Genomic DNA, 18825 nt, shown 5'->3' on the forward strand with positions numbered 1-18825 from the left:
TTTAACTTTATTACCTAACCGAAGTTAGGCGTTATTTTTATAAATGGAAACTAGGCGTATTTTTCCGCGTAGGCCAACATGGCTTTTTCAAAGCAATCAAACGGCGGGTGAACAATACCTGCTCCAATCATACCGATACCTGCATCTTTATGGGCAATTGCTGTGTTGATGACAGGTAAAATACCGCTGGCTGACACTTTTGTAATATCAATGGCAGTTGGGATACCCATAAAGCCGAGTAATGGGATAGTCACATTCGGGTTTTCGCCCAGTGTGATTTCGCGCATCTGGCGAGAGAAATCCACCGCTTCTTCTACGGTACCGCCGACTAATGCGACGATTGCGGGTGCTGTTGCCATTGCAAAGCCGCCGATACCATAGGTTTCAGTGATTGCAGAGTCACCGATATCTAAGCCAGAATCTTCAGGTTTGTAACCTGCGAACATTGGGCCGATAACTTGCTGAGAAGGGCCTGTAAACCAATGGCCCGGTAATCCACTGATACGTAAACCGAATTCATAACCGTTACGTGCCATGGTGGTGACGACGGTGCTGTATTCGATACCGTGTGCTGCATCCATTGAGGCTTTACACATTGCCATCCATGTTGGGCCTGAGAAATAATCGCTACTTGCGACGAAATCAAACACGTCTTTTTGCTGCGCGACAGAGAAATCGGTTTGGATAATCCCCGTGGTCAGCGCTTGGATAAGCAATGTGGTACCCGCGTTATTACGGTTATGGCACTCATCACCCATATGCAGTGCTTGTGCTAACATTAAACGTAGGTCAATTTCGCCAACAATCTTCATGGCGTCACGCAGCATTGGGCCTAATACATCGCGCATCCAATTTAAACGGTCTATAACGCTTTGGTCATTTGCACCCATGCGCAGGATTTTAGCCATTTGCTCACTGAGGTTCGTGAACGCGCGGTTGCCGTAAGTTTTGTTTTCAACGATATGCATAAACATCGATGCAGACGTCACACCAGCCATAGAGCCCACGCAATCATGTTCGTGGCACGGAGAGAAAATAATCTCACCCGATGCGGCAACACGCTCAGCATCCGCTAAATCTTTCGCGAGACCTTCAAAGACCAATGCACCTGTTACTGCGCCTTTCATCGCGCCACACATGTCTTTCCATTCTACTGGTGGGCCTGCGTGTAAAATGGTGTTTTTCGTCATACCTGGTACGACATTAATGGCTTGGTCATAACCGATTAACACTGGTTGAGACTGAATAATGCGTTCGAGGGCTTGTGCGTTAGCCGCTTCAATTTTCTCTTGCAGCGCGGCATTTCCTTCGATTTGGTCGAGAGCATGAATAACCGCAACGTTGCCTTGTCCTGGTGGTGTCCATGTTAAATGTGTCACCGGAACATGTTGTTTTTTCAGGTCATCGCTGAACATTTCAATACCCACATTGATGACACTTAATGGTTGCTTAAATAATGTAGTCATTATGCTTTCTCCCCTTTCCACACAAACTCACGTCCTAATAAACCAGTATTGGTGCTGCTGCTAGCCCAAATCACACCTGCGTCAGTCAGCATTTTGACCTGTGCATCCATATTTGGCGTATCTTGGTCGGTGCCCAGCACATAGCCTAAAATTTCTAATTCACGGCCATCTTTCTTGGCGATATTTTTGGCTTCTTTGATAGCGTCAATCATCACGCCAACAGGGTCTTCGTGAGAACCAAAGCCAAGGACAAAGTCCATCATGATGACGCCAACTTCTGGGTCGCGGGCTTCTTGCAGTAAACGCTCAATACGGTTTGTTGGGTCGATCATTGGGTGTGGTTTACCGTTGGTAAAGTCATCATCACCAAAGTCGAGGAAGGTGTGGGCAATACTTTTGTTTAAATCTTTTAAGCGATATTCAGGATTTGGCTGGATATTACTGTAAACATCGTCATATTTTTCCAGTGCAGCAAACATGGCTTCATCACACAGCGTACCGCCACAGAACAGGCCGCGAATGTATTTTTGCTCAGGTTTGAGTTTGGCTCTTACTTCATCGATTAATGGCAGATTCAGTGGGTGCAGGTCTAAATCTTCTTTGCGAATACCTGTCAGCAGAACCGCTTTCAATGCTGCTTCTTTGGTGCCTTGTGCAAAGGTTAGCCCTGGTTTGTCTTCTGGCAGCGGCTGGCTACCTAAGAAACAGACAACAACGGGTTTATGGCATTTTTCAGCTTGCTCAAGCACTTTTTTCGCAACCGCCGGTGCTGGTGGCTTAGAAATCAATGCGATAACTTTCGTTTCTTCATCCGCATCAAGCATCTTCAGGGCATCAATCATCATGATACCGCCGATTTTTTCGCTTAAATCACGGCCGCCAGTACCGATTAACTGAGAGACACCCGCACCGAATTCATGGATACGTACGCTCAATTCTTGGCTGCCTGTTCCCGATGCGCCGATAATACCAATGCTGCCACGGCGTACATCGTTACCAAAGCACAGTGCGGTGCCATTGATAATTGCGGTTCCGCAGTCAGGACCCATCATTAATAAGCCTTTTTTGCTGGCGAGTTGTTTCAGGGCTAATTCATCTTCAATGGAGACGTTATCTGAGAACAGCATGACGTTAAGGTCATTTTCTAACGCAATGCGCGCTTCACGAGCCGCAAATTGCCCATTCACAGAAATCACCGCTAAGTTGGCATCTGGAATGTGCGTTTTCGCCGAGTTGATGGTGGCGTATTTGGCTTCATGGGAGCCGCCACCTTGGTTTTTCTTATTAAATAATTCTTCGATAGCAATTAATGTGGCATCGTTGGCTTCATCACTTGGCCCTTTAATCACAATCATTAAATCGCCATTTTTGGCTTCTTCTAATTCAGTGGTTAATAACCCTAAATTACGCAGAACGCCTTTGTTCATCTCCGTTGCCATTGCAACAAAAGCTTGCTCAACATTATCGAGCTGATTGGCTTTAGTTGAAATTGACATCAGTGACACGGAATCAAAATAGGTATTTTTCTTTATGACAACTTTAGTCGACATGTCTTTCTCCGAAATAGTGAGTGAGGTACAAAGCGTCGCGAAGGCCAAATAGCATGTCGCTGCCTGAACTCGACCCGATATTTAAAATCTCTAAAAATTGTGGATAAATATTTGTCTCTTGCGCATCAACTAATGACTGAATTAATTGCTGCATATTTTCTCGGTATTCTTGGTTTAAGGCTTTTTCTAATGTGATGGCGCTAATGGGGGTCGTTTGGCTTTTGCTTTGTGTTATCCCTTGATAAAACGCAGGGAATAAAGCGGAAGCGGGGTGACCTTTTAATAACAAAAATGCCATTAACCCAACTAAATAATCATCACCAGAAGGCGTAAGCCCAATACCTAACCCAACAAATTGCTTAATAATCTTGGTGATACTTTGTTGGTCTTTGTTAATTAATGATTCAATGAAATTTAAACGTAATTGAACCAATTGTTTTGATACGGTTAGATAAAACAAGTTGGTGCCCTGATAATTAAATAGGGAACTTGAGTTATCCTGTAAAATAAAATCCAAACGTTTAATTTGGTTTGTTATATATAACAAATAGTTTTCGTTAATTAATTTTTTAGAATCAAAAATAATTTTTAACGGTTGCCAGTGTTTACATAAAGAAAATGAAATTGTGTAGTTTTCACCAATATTCCATTCTTTATTTGATAGATAAATAGGATCCCCTTCTTTTAATGTTAAAAGAGAAAAGTCAGTATTTATTAATCGGCAACTATTTGGTGCATTATCTAACGAAGAGCAAAGTAACGTATAAAGGGTATTTTCTACCGTAAAATTAATCGCTTTATTGAATACCTGCTCTATTTTTCCTAAAGGCTGCGGCTGATGTAAAAGGTTGAGAAAATGGTTATCAGCCGTGAGCCCGTATAATATTTGCCGATGGGATGTGAATGTGTTCACATGCCTCCTTATCGGTGAAAGTTTTGCGGCTTATGCGCCCGCAGCAACCAGTAATTCAGCAATTTCGTGATAGCCTTTCTCACGTGCGAGTTCTAATGGTTTTTTACCGTATTTATCCGTCATATGCGGGTTTGCGCCATGCTCTAGTAGCAGCTTAACGATTTGCTGTTGCTTCTCGCCACCATCATTTAAGACGATAGCTTCAAGAAGCGGAGTCCAGCCCACAAAGTTGGTGTGATTGACGTTAATTTCTGTTTTTTCGAGCAGTTCGCGGACTATTTCAACGTGGCCTTTTTCGCTTGCAGGCGTGATACCGACACCACCAAAACGCGTTAATAAATCTAAATTCGGTTTTGCAGGTAACACAAGGCGTAATAACGTTAAGTCGTCATTCAAGCAGCTTAATAAAAATGGGTTAAAACACGTTTGGTCTTGTTTATCAATATCCGCACCTGCACTAATCAGAAAAGAAACACATTCATAATGTTTGTTTAGGCTTGCGTTTACAATTGCAGTGCGACCTTGGCGATTGGTGGTATTAATATCCACACCTTTTTCAATGCAATTTTTTAATAACTCTAATTGCCCTTTTTCAGCAGCAGTTAAAAATTCTTGAGTGAGTGTGCTGGTGGTCATTCTTTTCCCCTTAGGTTGGCTTATTGATATTGCCAACATAGATAAAGACAATTTAAAGATTATTTATGATGGTTAGAGCATACCAATTGCGATTAATAAAAAGAATCCATTTAAATTTCATTCATCAATGGGAGGCTTTATTGTTGAATGAAATTCAATAATCAGCCTTTTTTGTGCGTGTACGCATTATTTTTCATCCTTTTTTGACGTTTTTTGCCTGTTTTTCACGCGTTTTTGTCGATTGTTTTTGATTAATAGGAAAACAGAATAATCCATTATTCTGTTCTGTGACGTACATCAAATTGAAGGTTTTATTATTGTTAAATTTGTGATTAATCTGGTCGTAATCAGGGTAAATGTTAATACTTGGTTTGTATATTTAATTCAATAATATTAAGTATTTTGATTATTAATAGTCCCTTAGCTTTTGTGGTTAAAGCGTCGACTTAAGGTAAATGAGATTAAAACACTTCTTCTTGGCAATTATTCTGTTAAGCTATTCATGAATCGGTTGAAAAATAGCCTGATTTTCAATCTATTGAATAATATTCACATAAAAAGCCAATTTGATTAAAATTAGAACACGTTGGGAAGGCGAGTATGAACTCAATTTTTACTGAAGAAAATTTATTGACCTACACCACCGCAGCCAAATTTGCGAGCTTCAGTAAAGCCGCAGAAGCGTTAGGCATTACGACATCGGCCGTGAGTTATACCATTAAACGCATTGAAACTTATTTAGATGTTGCATTGTTTATTCGTGACACTCGCAATATTGAATTAACGGAAGCGGGTTATTATTTTTATCGTAAAGCAACGGATTTACTGAATAACTTTCATTCCATTCAAAAAAGTATTTATTCTATTGAGCAAGGTATTGAAGCGCGGGTACGTATTTGTATTAACCAACTTTTATATACCCCTTACCATACGGCTAAATTACTGCAAATATTAAAAAGGCAATTTGCCACTTGCCAAATTACCGTCACAACTGAGGTGTATAACGGTGTATGGGATGCAATTATTAATAACCATGCAGATATTGCGATTGGTGCACCGGGGACATTAATGGACGGCGGTGGAATAGATTATACGGAAATCGGCGCGATCCATTGGCAGTTTGCCATTGCGGCAACACACCCGCTCGCATTAATGCCAGAGCCTATTGCCGAAAGCCAGTTGCGCCTTTACCCCAATATCATGGTGGAAGACACCGCAGACACGATAAACAAACGGGTTGGTTGGCTATTGCACGGGCAAGAAGCGATACAGGTGCCAGACTTTAATACCAAGTGCCAATGCCAGATATTGGGCGAGGGGATCGGGTTTTTACCAGACTATATGGTGAGAGAGCACGCGAAGAGTGGCCGGTTAGTGGTCAAAAATATTCAAAACCCGCGCCAAGATTCCAATATGCTATTAGCCACACAACATTCCGCCACTGGGCAAGTGACCCAATGGATACGCAAGTCGTTCACGGATAATGGGGTTTTAGCTGACCTTTACAGTGACTTGCTAAAACCTATTAGTGGGTAGTTAGTGCGTGGCAACCGCCAACGCTTTATTGATGGCATCGGGGATCACGCTTCCGTGACTTTTGCCCTCAAATAAAGTGAATTCGCAGGTTCGCTGGTGGGTTTGAATTTCAGTGCACACTTGGTGGGTGCTGATCCAACTTTTGCGGTTTTGGTAATTTTGGACTTGTTCTTGCGTTAATTTGGATAAATCAGGGGTCTCTTCTAAGCCACCCAAGGTGACAAAAATAGGCGCAGCATCTTGTTTTTGCGTGAGTTTCTTAAGCTCTACCATTTCCCCTTTCCCCCACCACAATGACGGGCTTGCCGAAACATAGTACTGAAAATCATCGGGTTTTTGTTGGTAAGCCATTAAGGTGAATAACCCACCAAATGAATGACCGAATAAGGTTTGTTTTTGCTTATCAATAGGAAATTGTTGTTCAGCCCAAGGGCGCAATGTTTGGCTGATAAACTGGTACAGCGCAGGCGAACCGCCACCATGGCTAAAATCTTCCCCAGATACAGGTGGGGTATAGTCATAGGTGCGCAAAGCCTTTGGAAAGGCTTCATCAACGGGGTAGCCGATGCCGATAATAATCGGGAGCGAGTCTTTATTGAGTGTTTCCACCGCACGGTTGACGACTTTTGGATATAACCCATTTCCATCAAGCATATACAATATAGGGCGCTTCGCAGTGACGTTATACGGCACGGCACTGTAGATGCGTAGCGCTCGGTCGCCATAAGCCATATCCGTCTGTTTAATATCGTAAAATTGTGCGACGTTATCATCCAAAGGCGGAATACTTTGGCTAGGGCGAGCAATGGCACTGGTTGTTATGCACAGTAGTAGGCTGGAAATTAGGAATTTATTCATTTTTTCTTAGAGGTTAAAAACGGGTGACCTCAATTGAGGTAACCCGTAAAAGATTAACAAGGTGAAAAATTAGAAACTGACGTTAACGTTCGCCCAATAACGGCGACCATCTTCCACATCCCAGTTTCCATCTACTTTATCAATTTTAGGGCCTTTTTCATTACCAATATTGAGCACCGCAAAGTTCAACTTGGTATTTTTCAATAACTGATAAGTTGCACCTACATCCATGGTGGTATAACCGCTACGGTAACGAGGTACTTTTGAACCGTTGCGCTGTGCAGCCCACACTTGTTCACCGGTATATTGTGCACGCGTATACAGATTGAGATCTTCGTTAAACTGCCAATCTAATTTTGCGTTAGCCATATGTTTTGGTGTTTTATCCAATGGATAGCCTTTGAGTGAAATGCCATTACCGAGTTTTTCATCATCACTTTTACGTTCTGAATCAGTGTAGGTGTAGTTGGCGCTTAGCTTCCAGTCTTTAGCGATTGGAATACCTGTTGCGACTTCAACCCCTTTAACATTTGCCTTGCCGACATTGTCATAAGTATAGAGATTCAGGTTTGAAAGCGGGTCTGGATTGCCAGTGTTATAGCTGGTTAACTTGTTTTTAAAGTCAGTGTTAAATAGTGTCAGGCTCGCATCAAAGCCAGATTCATGGTTATAGGCAATGCTGATTTCTTCACTAACGCTTTTTTCAGGTTTCAGGTCTGGATTACCATAAATAATCCCATTTCCACCTTCTGTAGAAGTACCATAACCTTTACTTACTTCACGTAAGGTTGGCGCACGGAATGCAGATGACACGCCACCCTTAATGGTGATTTCGTCAGTTAGATAATAAACTGCATAACCGCGAGGGTTCCAGTGGTTACCGTAAGTTTCATGGTGATCTAAACGTAATCCACCCGTTAGAATGAGGTCATCAGTGGCGGTAAATTCATTTTCAACAAATAATGCGGATTGGTCGACGCTCATGCTGCTATTCTCAAATTTCCCTTTTGAAACAAGTGAGCTGTCTTTGAGTTTTGAGTATTGGTATTGACCACCGACTGTTAAGATATTGTCTGGTAAGAATGCGACAACTTTACCATCTACGACAGTGTTGGTAATTTCAGGTACACGGTCTTCATAGCGGTATTCAGTCAGCTTAGTGATGGCATCCTTAATTTCTGTTTTGGTTTTTTTCTTTGTACTTTCTTGATAGACACTTAACTCCGTATTAAACGAATCCCATTCACCTTTATAAGTCAGTGCTGCGTGGTTTCGGTTATTGTAGAGTTCGGTTTTTTTATTATATTGCTTTGATTGTCCGCGCATTTCATATTCAGCAAGAGATTTGCCCGGAGTTTCTTCTCTTTCTTGTAGTGTTCTACCTGCTTCTAAAAGGAAGGTTTGGTTTTCAGTTGGTGTAAAACTTAACTTAGCGGTAAGGCTTTTGTTGTCTTTTTTGTAGTGACCATCTGTAATTTTATCTTCCTGACGATAATCACCGCCGCCGTATAGTTGCAAGCCTAATTTATCTTTAACTAATGGGCCTGACAGATAGAAGTTACCGTCGGTGGAATTACCACTATCACTGTTTTCTTGAATAATCACACCTGTGGTTACGCTGCCGTGCCACTCATTGGTGGTTTTCTTGGTGATGATATTGATAACACCACCCATCGCATCGGAACCATACAGGGAAGACATTGGTCCACGGATCACTTCAATGCGTTCAATGGCTTCGACGGGCGGCATAAAACCTGCTTCAAAACCACCGCTGCCATTTGGGCGTGATTCACGGCTATTTTGGCGGCGGCCATCAACCAGTATTAAGGTGTATTCACCGGGTAAGCCACGGATATTAATATCTTGTTTATTGGCTGCACCCACAATGCTGACACCTTCTACGTCTTTAACTGCATCAGCTAGGTCGCGTACAGGTTTGTTTTGTAACTGCTCGGCGGTGATCACCGTGATACTGGCAGGGGCATCGCGTAATTGTTGTGAATAACCCGATGCGGTGACAATAAGTTTGTCTGAATCTTCTGCTGCTGTCGTACTAAATGAAGCCAAAGCCGCGCAAATACCTGCGGCGACAAGTGTGTAGTGATGTTGCGTAGTCATAGTAATCCCTAGCAAATAGAAATGAGAATGATAATTATATTGTTTGCGAATAGTATCACTAAAACATATCTGAAATAAATAATTGGCGAGCTAATTTCTGGTCAATATTTGATCTCAGTTAATAATTTTCCCGTATGGCAAAAATGTACTTGATGGTTTTTGCCAAGCTTAACGAAAAATTAAGGTTTAACTTTGGTTTATGGTGTTTAGGGTTCAGCGAAATTACAGTAGCGCGAGCGTCTACTCGGGAATTTTATGACTTATGAAACACATCTTTTTAGCCATTTCATTATTTTTCATTTGCTTGAATACACAGGCAGAGGAAATTCGCTTAAGCGTTACAAACCCAAAAAATGTGATGGCAGTCGATGTCGTCAGCATTCCTGGCCAATTTGTGGCAAAAAATGAAATTTCGATTGGTTCTCCATTGCAACAGCAAATGGTCACCGCAGTGTTTGTGGAGGAAGGGGAATGGGTTGAAAAAGGGCAATTGCTCGCGACATTGGAATCACCTATCCAAAGTGCAGGGGTTAATCAATTAAAAGCAGAAATTGATAAAGCTGCCGCATACATTAAGCAACAAGAAGCGCTCAGCTCTCAATCTCAACAAGAACTGCAACGCTTATCACCGCTGGCAAAAACAGGGGTGATTTCGGCGAATGAATTTGGCAAAGCCAAATCAGAAGCTGCTGCACAGAGCGCATTGTTAACAGCAAGCCGTGCTGAACTGCGCCAACTCAAAGCCCAGTTAATGCGTGAACAAAGCCAAGAAGACAAATCGAAAATTATCGCGCCTGTTTCGGGGGTGATCAGTGAACGTCATGCGATGAATGGCACGCTGTCGGATAACAGTTTGTTATTTAAGCTGATTGAAAATAATGAATTAGAGTTTGAAGCGCAGGCACACCCTTCAGAGCTTTCTCGCCTTGTGGGCAGTAATGGCGTCGTGATTAACCTTGATGAAAACCAATCAACATCGGGGAAATTACGCTATTTGTCGCCAAAAATAGATGGGTTAACTCAACTTGGGAAAATTCGTGTGGCGCTTACAGAGCCAACCAAACACGTGCGTCTTGGTGAAACGGGCACGATGGTGTACAGCAATTCACCGCGTGAACAACTATCACTACCTTATAGTGCCATTCGTACAGAACCCAATGGTGAACGTTTTATTTTTACCGTGACAGACGGCAAAGTGGCGAAACAAAAAATACAAATTGGCAAAATTCAGCAAGGGCGAGTGGAAGTGTTAACACCATTAGCGCTGAGTTTAGATGTCGTGGCTTATGCACAAGCTTTTTTATCAGATGATGACATTGTTGTGCCTGTAAAGGATAGCCAATGAAATTACAGTTATCTTCTTGGGCGATTACGCGGCCTATTCCCACAATAGTGATGTTTTTAGCATTAACTATCGCGGGGTTATTTTCATTTAATCAATTACCCGTGACTGCCAACCCAGTGGTGACGTTCCCGATCGTCACAGTGACAGTGACCCAAGATGGTTCATCGCCAACAGAGCTAGAAAATGCAGTCACAAAGCGAGTTGAGCGCACGGTGTCTGGGATACCAGGTATTCGCCATATTACTTCTTCTATTAGTGAAGGCGCATCGACCACCACCATTGAGTTTGACCTCAGTGTCGATGCCCATGTTGCCACCAATGATGTGCGCGAAAAAATGGGGCAAATTCGTGGAGAGCTACCCCAAACAATAGATGAACCGCTAATTAACCGCATCGATGTCGAGGGTGGTGCGATTCTACGTTACGCCGTTTCGTCTGAAACTGAATCCCTCGCGGATTTGTCTTGGTTTGTGGATGACACGGTCAGTAAGCAATTGATCACGGTGCCGGGGGTGCAAAAAGTCAGTCGCTTAGGGGATACCGAACGTGTGATCCGCATTGAACCCGATGCGAATAAATTGGCTGCGATGCAAATCTCCATAGCCAGTATCAATGAATTACTGAAAAATAATCACCAGAACTCAGCGGGTGGTAACTCAAAATATAATTCATTGCAGCACACCATTCGCGTGTTAGGTGAAAAATCGACTGCGGATGAGATTAAAAACATCATGTTACCCGTTGATAACCAGCAATCGGTACGGTTAGGCGAAATCGCCAATATTTATGATGGCCATAAGAATGTGAAATCTATTTCGCAGTTCAATGGTCAGGATGTAGTCGGTTTTGCAGTTTATCGAGCCAAAGGTTCCAGTGATACTAAAGTGGGGCAAGGCGTCGCTGAAGCGGTCGAAAAATTACAAAAAGCGAACCCAGAGATTGATATCCGCCTGATTTCCTCAACGGTTAAATATACGGAATCGAGCTTCTTTTTAACCATTCAAACCTTATTAGAAGGGGCGTTTCTCACCGTTATTATTGTATTTTTCTTTTTGAAAAGCTGGCGTGCAACCTTGGTGGCAGCCGTGGCATTACCGTTATCGATTTTGCCGACCTTTTTTGTATTGGCTCTGTTCGATTACAGTTTGAACAGTATTACATTACTGGCTTTGACATTGGTTATTGGGATATTGGTGGATGATGCCATTGTTGAAATTGAAAATATTCAAAAGTACATCGAACGTGGTGAACGCCCCTATTTAGCGGCACTAAAAGCGTCTGATGCTATCGGTTTTGCAATTGTCGCAATCACATTGACCATTGTGGCGGTGTTCTTGCCCGTCAGTTTTATTGGGGGCTTTGTTGGTCAGTATTTCGTGCCATTTGGTGTGACAGTGTCTGCAGCAGTGCTCTCTTCATTGCTAGTCGCTCGCTTGGTGACGCCGTTAATGGCGGCTTATGTGCTGCTACCGCAAAAAGGCGCACACGACGGCGTAAAAATTCCAAATTGGATAGCGCGCTATACGCAGTTTTTATTACTCACGTTAAAACACCGAAAATTAGCGTCTGCATTGGCGGGGGGCTTTTTAATCGGCTCAGTGGCGGTGACCAGTTTGTTACCCGTCGGCTTTATGCCTGATGGTGATATCAGTATCAGTCAAATCAATATTGAGCTGCCACCGGGCACGCCGGTTGAGCAAACGCAGCACAAAATGAATGAAATAACAAAACAGTTAAAAGATAGGCCTGAAATTCTTTCGACGTATACGGTGGCTGGGATCGCGGACGACTCTGAGGGGGTTGCTCAACACAAAGGTGAAATGATCCTCACCCTCGTCGAACCGAGTGAACGTGAATTATCACAAAAGCAATTTGAGCTTGAAATATCAAAGTGGTTAAGTGAAAAAACAGATGCACGTTATACCTTTAGTAACAGTAATGGTGGCAAAGAGTTCTCTTTAATGTTTACAGGGACAGATCCTCAAGAGCTTGAAGCATCAATGCAAAAGCTGCGTGATGCCATGGCTAAAGTGGAAGGGCTCCGTAATGTACAGGTGAGAAAACCACTATTACGTAAAGAGTTGATCATTAAACCTAATTTAGTAGATATTGGCCGAACGGGGGTCAATGTTGAGGAAATCGCCAATACGTTACGCATTGCGACCATGGGGGAGGCCAATTCACGTAGCGCCAAGTTTAATTTGCCCGACAGACAACTGGCGGTACAGGTTATTTTACCGGAGCATCAACAAAACAATATTGATGTGCTGAATAACCTATATGTGAATAGTACGGGGGAGCAAGCTGTACCGTTGAAATCGGTCGCTAAAATTGATTCCAGTGATGGGCCTTCACAAATAGAACGAATTAATCGACAAAGGCAGATGTCGATAGAAGCGAATTTGGAAGGGTTGACGCTCGGTGAGGCGCTGGAAATTGTGGCACAACTGCCAGAATATCAGCAATTACCCCACAGTGTTTCACAAGTGGAATATGGCGATATGGAATATATGATTGATATGTTCGAGCGCTTTGGCACCACAATGGTATTCAGTATTTTGTTAGTCTTTGCCATTTTAATCGTGCTGTTTAAAGACTTTATGCAGCCGATTACCATACTTGTCGCATTGCCGTTTTCCATAGGTGGCGCCATTATCGCTCTGGTTTTATACGGTGCGATGATTGATTTACCTGTAATTATCGGTATTTTGATGCTAATGGGGATTGTGACCAAAAACTCGATTTTGCTGGTGGAGTTTATTCTTGAAAAGCAACGTTCAGGGATGCCAAGGGAAGCAGCAATCATAGAAGCGGGTCAGGAGCGTATTCGCCCAATTATCATGACGACATTTGCCATGATTGCAGGGATGATCCCCCTTGTCTTAACCAGCGGTGCGGATGCTGGATTTAGAGCACCAATGGCGATTGCGGTCATTGGCGGCTTACTGAGCTCGACAATTTTGAGTTTGTTATTTGTACCCGTGATTTACAGTTTGATGGATGATTTAAAACATAAATTATTGCCACAGCTGGCAAAGCTCACCTCCGTGACGCAAGAAGACCGCAATATTAAACAGTGGTAAATACAAACCGGCCAATGTGCCGGTTTTTGCCTTAAACATTGCGACTGCTGGAAAATTGTCATCAGTCTATATTTAGGCTATATTTAGTTTGTGAGTGTCGAATTGATTAGGAGTCGATCATGAAAATAGAGACTATTAGCTATATTAAAAAGCATGCTGCAGGGCTTGAATTATCAGAGCCTATTTTAGTAACTCAAAATGGCATTCCTGCATATGTCATTGAATCTTATGAAGATAGAAAAAAAAGGGATGATGCAATCGCATTACTTAAATTACTTTCTATTTCAGAAAAAGACAGTAAAGAAGATAAATTATATTCACGTAGCCAATTATTGGATACGCTCTAAACGACCCATGATTGGAACGATTGGATGATAGTCAATTTTAAGTATACAGAAACGTTTATTAGCTCGTTAAAGGAATTAGGTATCGGGAGAAAACAGGCTAATTTACTCCTTGAAAAATATGAAAAACATTTACACCCATCTCCAGAGTGTTACTCAATACCAGAATATCTTCAAGATATTGGTGTCACAAGGTATAGAGGATATTTATCACCAGAAAACTATACCATCCTCTATACGTATGAAATAGCCGAAAATACAATTATATCCCATGCCATCATTCATCAACGTCAAGATATGATGAGGTTATTATTTAATCGAATGATAGAACGCTAAATATTTTAGTCATATTTAAAATACATCAAAAAAAGAATAGTTATTATCGAATTAATGTATTCAATATATTTAATTGATATTAATTTTATTCAAATTGAATAAAAGTTATCTAATTATGAATAGTTTTATTTAAATAAATCATAAAATGAATATATCTTTCCTGATGGTTAAATTTTTTATTTATTTTAATTTTATCAACTGGTTATTTGTTTTTCATGGTGATTATTTTATTTGTAAAAGATTAGCTCTTGCTTTATTACATTTACTTCCCGAATATAGGGGGAGGATTAATAGTGATTTTAGGCCTTGAGAGTTATTATGAGTCAATCAGCCCATTCAGAAACAAATAATCAAAAAACGAAAAATGAAAAACGTAGAACAATATGGATGTCTATCGCCACAATAATTATCATTTTATTATTTGTCGCTTATGGCGTTTATTGGTTTTTAGTTTTACGTTTTCAAGAATATACCGACGATGCTTATGTCTCGGGTTTGCAAATCCCGATTATTGCGCAAACAACAGGTAACGTGACCCAAGTTAATTTTGAAAATACCGACTTGGTGAAAGCGGGTGATGTGCTGGTGGTGTTGGATAAAACTAACGCTCAGTTGGCATTCGAGCAAGCTAAGCATGATTTAGCCACCACAGTACGTAAAACCAAAGAGTTATACATCAACGGTGATGAGTATCAGGCGCAAATACAGAAAAACCGTGTCTCACTTGCGCAAGCGCAAAAAGATTACCAACGCCGTGCTGCACTTGGGCGCAGCGGAACCATTTCAAAAGAAGACCTACAACATTCCCAAGAAGCCGTGCAATTAGCCCAAGCGGCGTTGGATATTTCCATTCAACAGTATAATGCGAACCGTGCTTTGTTACGCAACACAGCATTAAGAAAACAACCTGCCATCCAACAAGCAGCTGATAGCGTGCGCAGTGCGTGGATTAATTTGCAACGTACTGAAATTAAAAGCCCAATGACAGGCTATGTTTCACGTCGTAATGTGCAAGTCGGTTCCCAAGTGAGCCCTCAAAGCTCTTTAATGGCGATTGTGCCTGTTCAACCTGTTTGGGTGGATGCAAACTTTAAAGAAACTCAGCTTGAAAAAGTGCGCATTGGCCAGTCAGTCACCATCAACAGTGATTTTTATGGGGATGACATTGTGTATAACGGTACGGTGGTTGGCTTAGATATGGGAACGGGAAGCGCATTTTCATTATTGCCTGCGCAAAATGCGACGGGGAACTGGATCAAAGTGGTTCAACGTTTGCCTGTACGAGTTGAGCTTGACCCTGAGCAAGTGGCTAAACACCCATTGCGCATTGGTTTATCGATGAACGTTACCATTGATATTAAAGACCAAAATGGCCCCGTATTAGCTGAAGTTCAGCGTACAACGCCGGCATTTGAAAGCGATGTGTTAGTGCTGAAATTGGCGGATGTCGACCACATTATAGACAGCATTATCAGCGATAATGCGGACTAGCTCGTAAGGAATAGCTGTGGCAGATATCCAACCCCTAAAAGGCGCGAAGCTAGTTTGGGCAACTATTGCATTGTCCCTGGCGACCTTTATGCAAGTACTCGACTCCACCATTGCAAACGTCGCTATCCCGACAATTGCGGGTAACCTTGGTGTTTCCGTCTCACAAGGGACATGGGTGATCACCTCGTTTGGGGTGTCGAACGCCATTTCAATTGCTATTTCGGGGTATCTCGCTAAGCGTTTTGGTGAAATTCGTGTTTTCTTATGGGCGACGGCGCTTTTTACTTTATTTTCATTGTTTTGTGGTTTCTCTGATAGTCTTGGAATGTTGATTTTATATCGCGTTCTACAAGGGGCTGTCGCAGGGCCTGTTATCCCGCTATCCCAAAGTTTAATTATGCGGTGTTACCCACCGAAAATGCAGAACATGGCATTGGCCTTTTGGTCGATGACCATCATTTTAGCACCTGTATTTGGTCCAATTTTTGGCGGTTATATTAGTGATAACTTCCATTGGGGCTGGATATTCTTTATGAACGTGCCTCTTGGTATTTTCGTGATTATTGTGGGCTCTATTATTCTTAAAGGAATGGAATCGACGGTGGTTAAAGTGCCATTCAATGTGATTGGCTTAGCGTTATTATCAGTCGGTGTTGGTTGCTTACAAGTGCTGTTGGATAAAGGGAAAGAGCTGGGTTGGTTAGCGTCAAATGAGATTGTGATTTTAGCGGTCGTTTCGGCTATCGCTTTGGTATTCTTAGTAATTTGGGAACTGACCGATAAAAACCCGATTGTCGAGCTGTCTTTGTTTAAATCACGTAATTTCACCATTGGTACCATTTCGGTCAGTTTGGCCTATATGGCGTACTTTGGGGCAATTGTATTGCTGCCTCAATTGCTGCAAGAGGTGTATGGCTATACCGCAACATGGGCAGGGCTTGCACTTGCACCGATTGGCTTGTTGCCTGTTTTATTTTCAGCCCCAGTGGCGAAATTATCCGACTTTTTGGATATCCGCTGGATAGTGACCTTTAGCTTTGTATTTTACGCGATTTGCTTCTTCTGGCGGGCGTATACATTCGAACCGAGTATGGGTTTTTCAGCTGTGGTTTGGCCGCAGTTAGTACAAGGCATGGCAGTGGCGTGTTTCTTTATGCCATTGACGACATTGACACTTTCGGGGCTCCCCCCAGAAAAACTGGCATCGGCCTCCAGTTTGGCAAACTTTTTCCGCACACTCGCGGGGTCAATTGGTACGTCAATCACGACCACGATGTGGAGCGACCGTGAGTCTGTACATCACAGCCAACTCACTGAGTTTATTACGGATTATAACCCTGAGTCGTTGGATATGTACCAAGGCATGGCAGCGCATGGGTTAAGTACGGAGCAAACCTCGGGGTTTATTGCGCAGCAAATTACTAGCCAAGGGTTAATTATCGCAGCGAATGAAATTTTCTGGTTATGTGGTTGGGTATTTATCGCACTAATCATTACTGTTTGGTTCGCTAAGCCCCCATTTGGTAATAATACGAAGTAATTGTGAGGATTAGGGCTCCTCCTTATGGGGGCCCTAGTGAGTTATAACTGAGATTTTGGGATAATATTCTCAAACTGAAGCACAGGGCGGTTGGCTTCGACTTCTGTTAATGGCTCAATTTCTTTAAACGTATTTAAACAGCGCGTAACGAGGCGCTGGTAGTCTTTGGTACCGTTACTTTTCCACGTAATTTCTTGTTCTGATAGCGTTCGTAACACTTTGGCAGGCGTACCGACTATTAAGCTATTTTGTGCAAATATTGCCTCTGCTTTGACAAAAGTACAAGCGCCAACAATCGAATTTTCACCAATCACCGCACCATCCATTATCACGCTATTCATCCCGACTAAAGCATTACGTTTGATATGACAGCCATGTAAGATAGCCCCGTGACCAATATGGCCATCTTCTTCAATAATGGTGTCAAACTGCGGGAACCCATGCATCACGCAGTTATCTTGAACATTCGCCCCATCTTTGATGATTAAACGCCCAAAATCGCCACGTAGGCTGGCATTGGGGCCAATATAGACATTTTTACCAATGACGACATCACCAATAACGACTGCCGTAGGGTGAACAAAACTGTCTGGACTGACAACAGGAGTAATTCCATCAATTTGATAAAAAGGCATAAAGGCTCCTTAACGGTTAATTTAAGCGGCAATTTCCCGCAGTACTCCACCAAAACGCCGATAATAAGCGCTAGAAGGTTGAGGAAGTTCACCCACAGTTGTTTCGCTATTCTCTGAAACATATTGCGTCGCAGCTTGGTCGATACGTTGATAAATATTGGTACACAAATGGCGCGCAATATGGCCTTCCCATTGGGGAGGTAAAAGTTCGTCAGGTAACAGTGGGTCTTTGAGCGTGACACGGCGATAAAAGTGAATTAAAAGCAGCCGTAACTGAAAACAATGCTCAGGGCTGATTTGTGTTCCCGCATTATCCTTGAGCAATAACGCAAGCGGCCTGAATAATGAAATAAATTGGTGATAATGCTCTGAAATTTCTTGCAGCGACCATGCCTGAGAGACCAAATCTTTCAGGTTTTTTTCTGAGCGGCGGTAGGGGTAGTCTGCATGAAAATAAATAGCTTGCTCAGTGGCATTGAGCTCATTTAATAACGCGGGTACATCGCTTTGCGCGCAGCTTGGTGCAGCCATTAAAGACGTATTAAATTGACCAAACCCTAACCAACCAAGCTCTTTCTTTAATCGAATTTTTTCTTCTTTATCAGCGGCTTCCAACAACAATAAGTCCCATTTACCATCCCAGTCAGGTTGCTCTGCAAGGTAAATTTTTTGTTCAGCACGCCGAAATCGACTTTGTCCACGGGCTGAAATTCGGTAGTAGCTGCGTCGACCAATCTTTTCGATATCTAACCAGCCTTCTTTTTGCAAACGAAAAACGGAGGTGCGCACAAAGCGGTCAGTAAACCCCATGGGTTCTAATAATTTGGTTAGGCTACCTAACCAAACCTCGCCTCCTCGGTGATGTAGCGCATCACCGTACAAGGAGCTAATGAGCGACGTGCCACTAATGGGCTGACTAGCAATGGCATGCTGGATAAATTGGTCGAGTTTGGTATTCATTTATGCTTCATCCA

Annotated in this window: 15 protein-coding genes; 7 read left to right on the top strand and 8 right to left on the bottom strand. The window is 42.4% G+C overall.

Annotated elements, in window-relative coordinates; translation table 11 throughout:
- Positions 1-50: 50 nt before the first annotated feature.
- Genes ABWP91_RS12035 through ABWP91_RS12050 form a run of 4 tightly spaced genes read right to left on the bottom strand, consistent with a single transcriptional unit; the run spans position 51 to position 4565 of the window.
- The gene (locus ABWP91_RS12035) at positions 51-1466 is read right to left on the bottom strand and encodes a YlbE family protein (protein ID WP_353243483.1); all 1416 of its coding nucleotides are present in this window, start codon (positions 1464-1466) and stop codon (positions 51-53) included.
- Entirely contained in the window at positions 1466-3016 is a 1551-nt protein-coding gene (gene fdrA, locus ABWP91_RS12040) for an acyl-CoA synthetase FdrA (protein ID WP_353243484.1), read from the bottom strand. Before fdrA ends, ABWP91_RS12035 begins: the two co-directional genes overlap by 1 nt.
- On the bottom strand, positions 3006-3929 hold the full coding sequence (locus tag ABWP91_RS12045; RefSeq protein ID WP_353243485.1) for an oxamate carbamoyltransferase subunit AllH family protein: 924 nt from the start codon (positions 3927-3929) through the stop codon (positions 3006-3008). Before ABWP91_RS12045 ends, fdrA begins: the two co-directional genes overlap by 11 nt.
- Positions 3930-3959: 30 nt before the next feature.
- Positions 3960-4565: an ankyrin repeat domain-containing protein gene (locus tag ABWP91_RS12050; protein WP_353243486.1), complete on the bottom strand. Its 606-nt coding sequence runs from the start codon at positions 4563-4565 to the stop codon at positions 3960-3962.
- 600 nt (positions 4566-5165) lie between these two features.
- On the opposite strand from ABWP91_RS12050, the gene ABWP91_RS12055 reads away from it, so the two are divergent.
- Positions 5166-6101, top strand: a complete 936-nt coding sequence (locus ABWP91_RS12055) for a LysR substrate-binding domain-containing protein (RefSeq protein ID WP_353243487.1) — start codon at positions 5166-5168, stop codon at positions 6099-6101.
- On the opposite strand, the gene ABWP91_RS12060 is transcribed toward ABWP91_RS12055, so the two are convergent.
- Both ABWP91_RS12060 and ABWP91_RS12065 read right to left on the bottom strand, forming a co-directional pair.
- A complete protein-coding gene (locus tag ABWP91_RS12060) occupies positions 6102-6959 on the bottom strand; it encodes an alpha/beta hydrolase (RefSeq protein ID WP_353243488.1) in 858 nt (285 codons plus the stop codon).
- 69 nt (positions 6960-7028) lie between these two features.
- Positions 7029-9077: a TonB-dependent receptor domain-containing protein gene (locus tag ABWP91_RS12065; protein ID WP_353243489.1), complete on the bottom strand. Its 2049-nt coding sequence runs from the start codon at positions 9075-9077 to the stop codon at positions 7029-7031.
- 262 nt (positions 9078-9339) lie between these two features.
- Here ABWP91_RS12065 and ABWP91_RS12070 point away from each other — a divergent pair, with 262 nt between their 5' ends.
- The 6 genes from ABWP91_RS12070 to ABWP91_RS12095 all read left to right on the top strand — a co-directional run bounded on the left by ABWP91_RS12070 (position 9340) and on the right by ABWP91_RS12095 (position 17216).
- The gene (locus ABWP91_RS12070; protein WP_353243490.1) at positions 9340-10422 is read left to right on the top strand and encodes an efflux RND transporter periplasmic adaptor subunit; all 1083 of its coding nucleotides are present in this window, start codon (positions 9340-9342) and stop codon (positions 10420-10422) included.
- A complete protein-coding gene (locus ABWP91_RS12075) occupies positions 10419-13505 on the top strand; it encodes an efflux RND transporter permease subunit (RefSeq protein WP_353243491.1) in 3087 nt (1028 codons plus the stop codon). The genes ABWP91_RS12070 and ABWP91_RS12075 overlap by 4 nt, the downstream gene beginning before the upstream one ends.
- Positions 13506-13624: 119 nt before the next feature.
- A complete protein-coding gene (locus tag ABWP91_RS12080; RefSeq protein ID WP_225820068.1) occupies positions 13625-13852 on the top strand; it encodes a type II toxin-antitoxin system Phd/YefM family antitoxin in 228 nt (75 codons plus the stop codon).
- A gap of 24 nt (positions 13853-13876) precedes the next feature.
- Entirely contained in the window at positions 13877-14185 is a 309-nt protein-coding gene (locus ABWP91_RS12085) for a hypothetical protein (RefSeq protein WP_353243492.1), read from the top strand.
- 318 nt (positions 14186-14503) lie between these two features.
- Positions 14504-15676, top strand: coding sequence for a multidrug efflux MFS transporter periplasmic adaptor subunit EmrA (gene emrA, locus ABWP91_RS12090; RefSeq protein WP_353243493.1), 1173 nt, complete (start codon positions 14504-14506; stop codon positions 15674-15676).
- A gap of 16 nt (positions 15677-15692) precedes the next feature.
- Positions 15693-17216, top strand: a complete 1524-nt coding sequence (locus ABWP91_RS12095; RefSeq protein WP_353243494.1) for a DHA2 family efflux MFS transporter permease subunit — start codon at positions 15693-15695, stop codon at positions 17214-17216.
- 41 nt (positions 17217-17257) lie between these two features.
- Here the strand turns inward: ABWP91_RS12095 and paaY are convergent, their stop codons facing one another.
- Both paaY and paaX read right to left on the bottom strand, forming a co-directional pair.
- Positions 17258-17851, bottom strand: coding sequence for a phenylacetic acid degradation protein PaaY (gene paaY, locus ABWP91_RS12100; protein ID WP_353243495.1), 594 nt, complete (start codon positions 17849-17851; stop codon positions 17258-17260).
- A 21-nt stretch (positions 17852-17872) separates the two neighbouring features.
- Positions 17873-18811 carry a phenylacetic acid degradation operon negative regulatory protein PaaX gene (gene paaX, locus ABWP91_RS12105; RefSeq protein ID WP_353243496.1) on the bottom strand — a complete coding sequence of 313 codons (939 nt, stop codon included), beginning with the start codon at positions 18809-18811 and terminating at the stop codon, positions 17873-17875.
- Between the last annotated feature and the right edge of the window lie 14 nt (positions 18812-18825).

Source organism: Providencia sp. (genome assembly GCF_040396775.1).
GTDB lineage: Bacteria > Pseudomonadota > Gammaproteobacteria > Enterobacterales > Enterobacteriaceae > Providencia.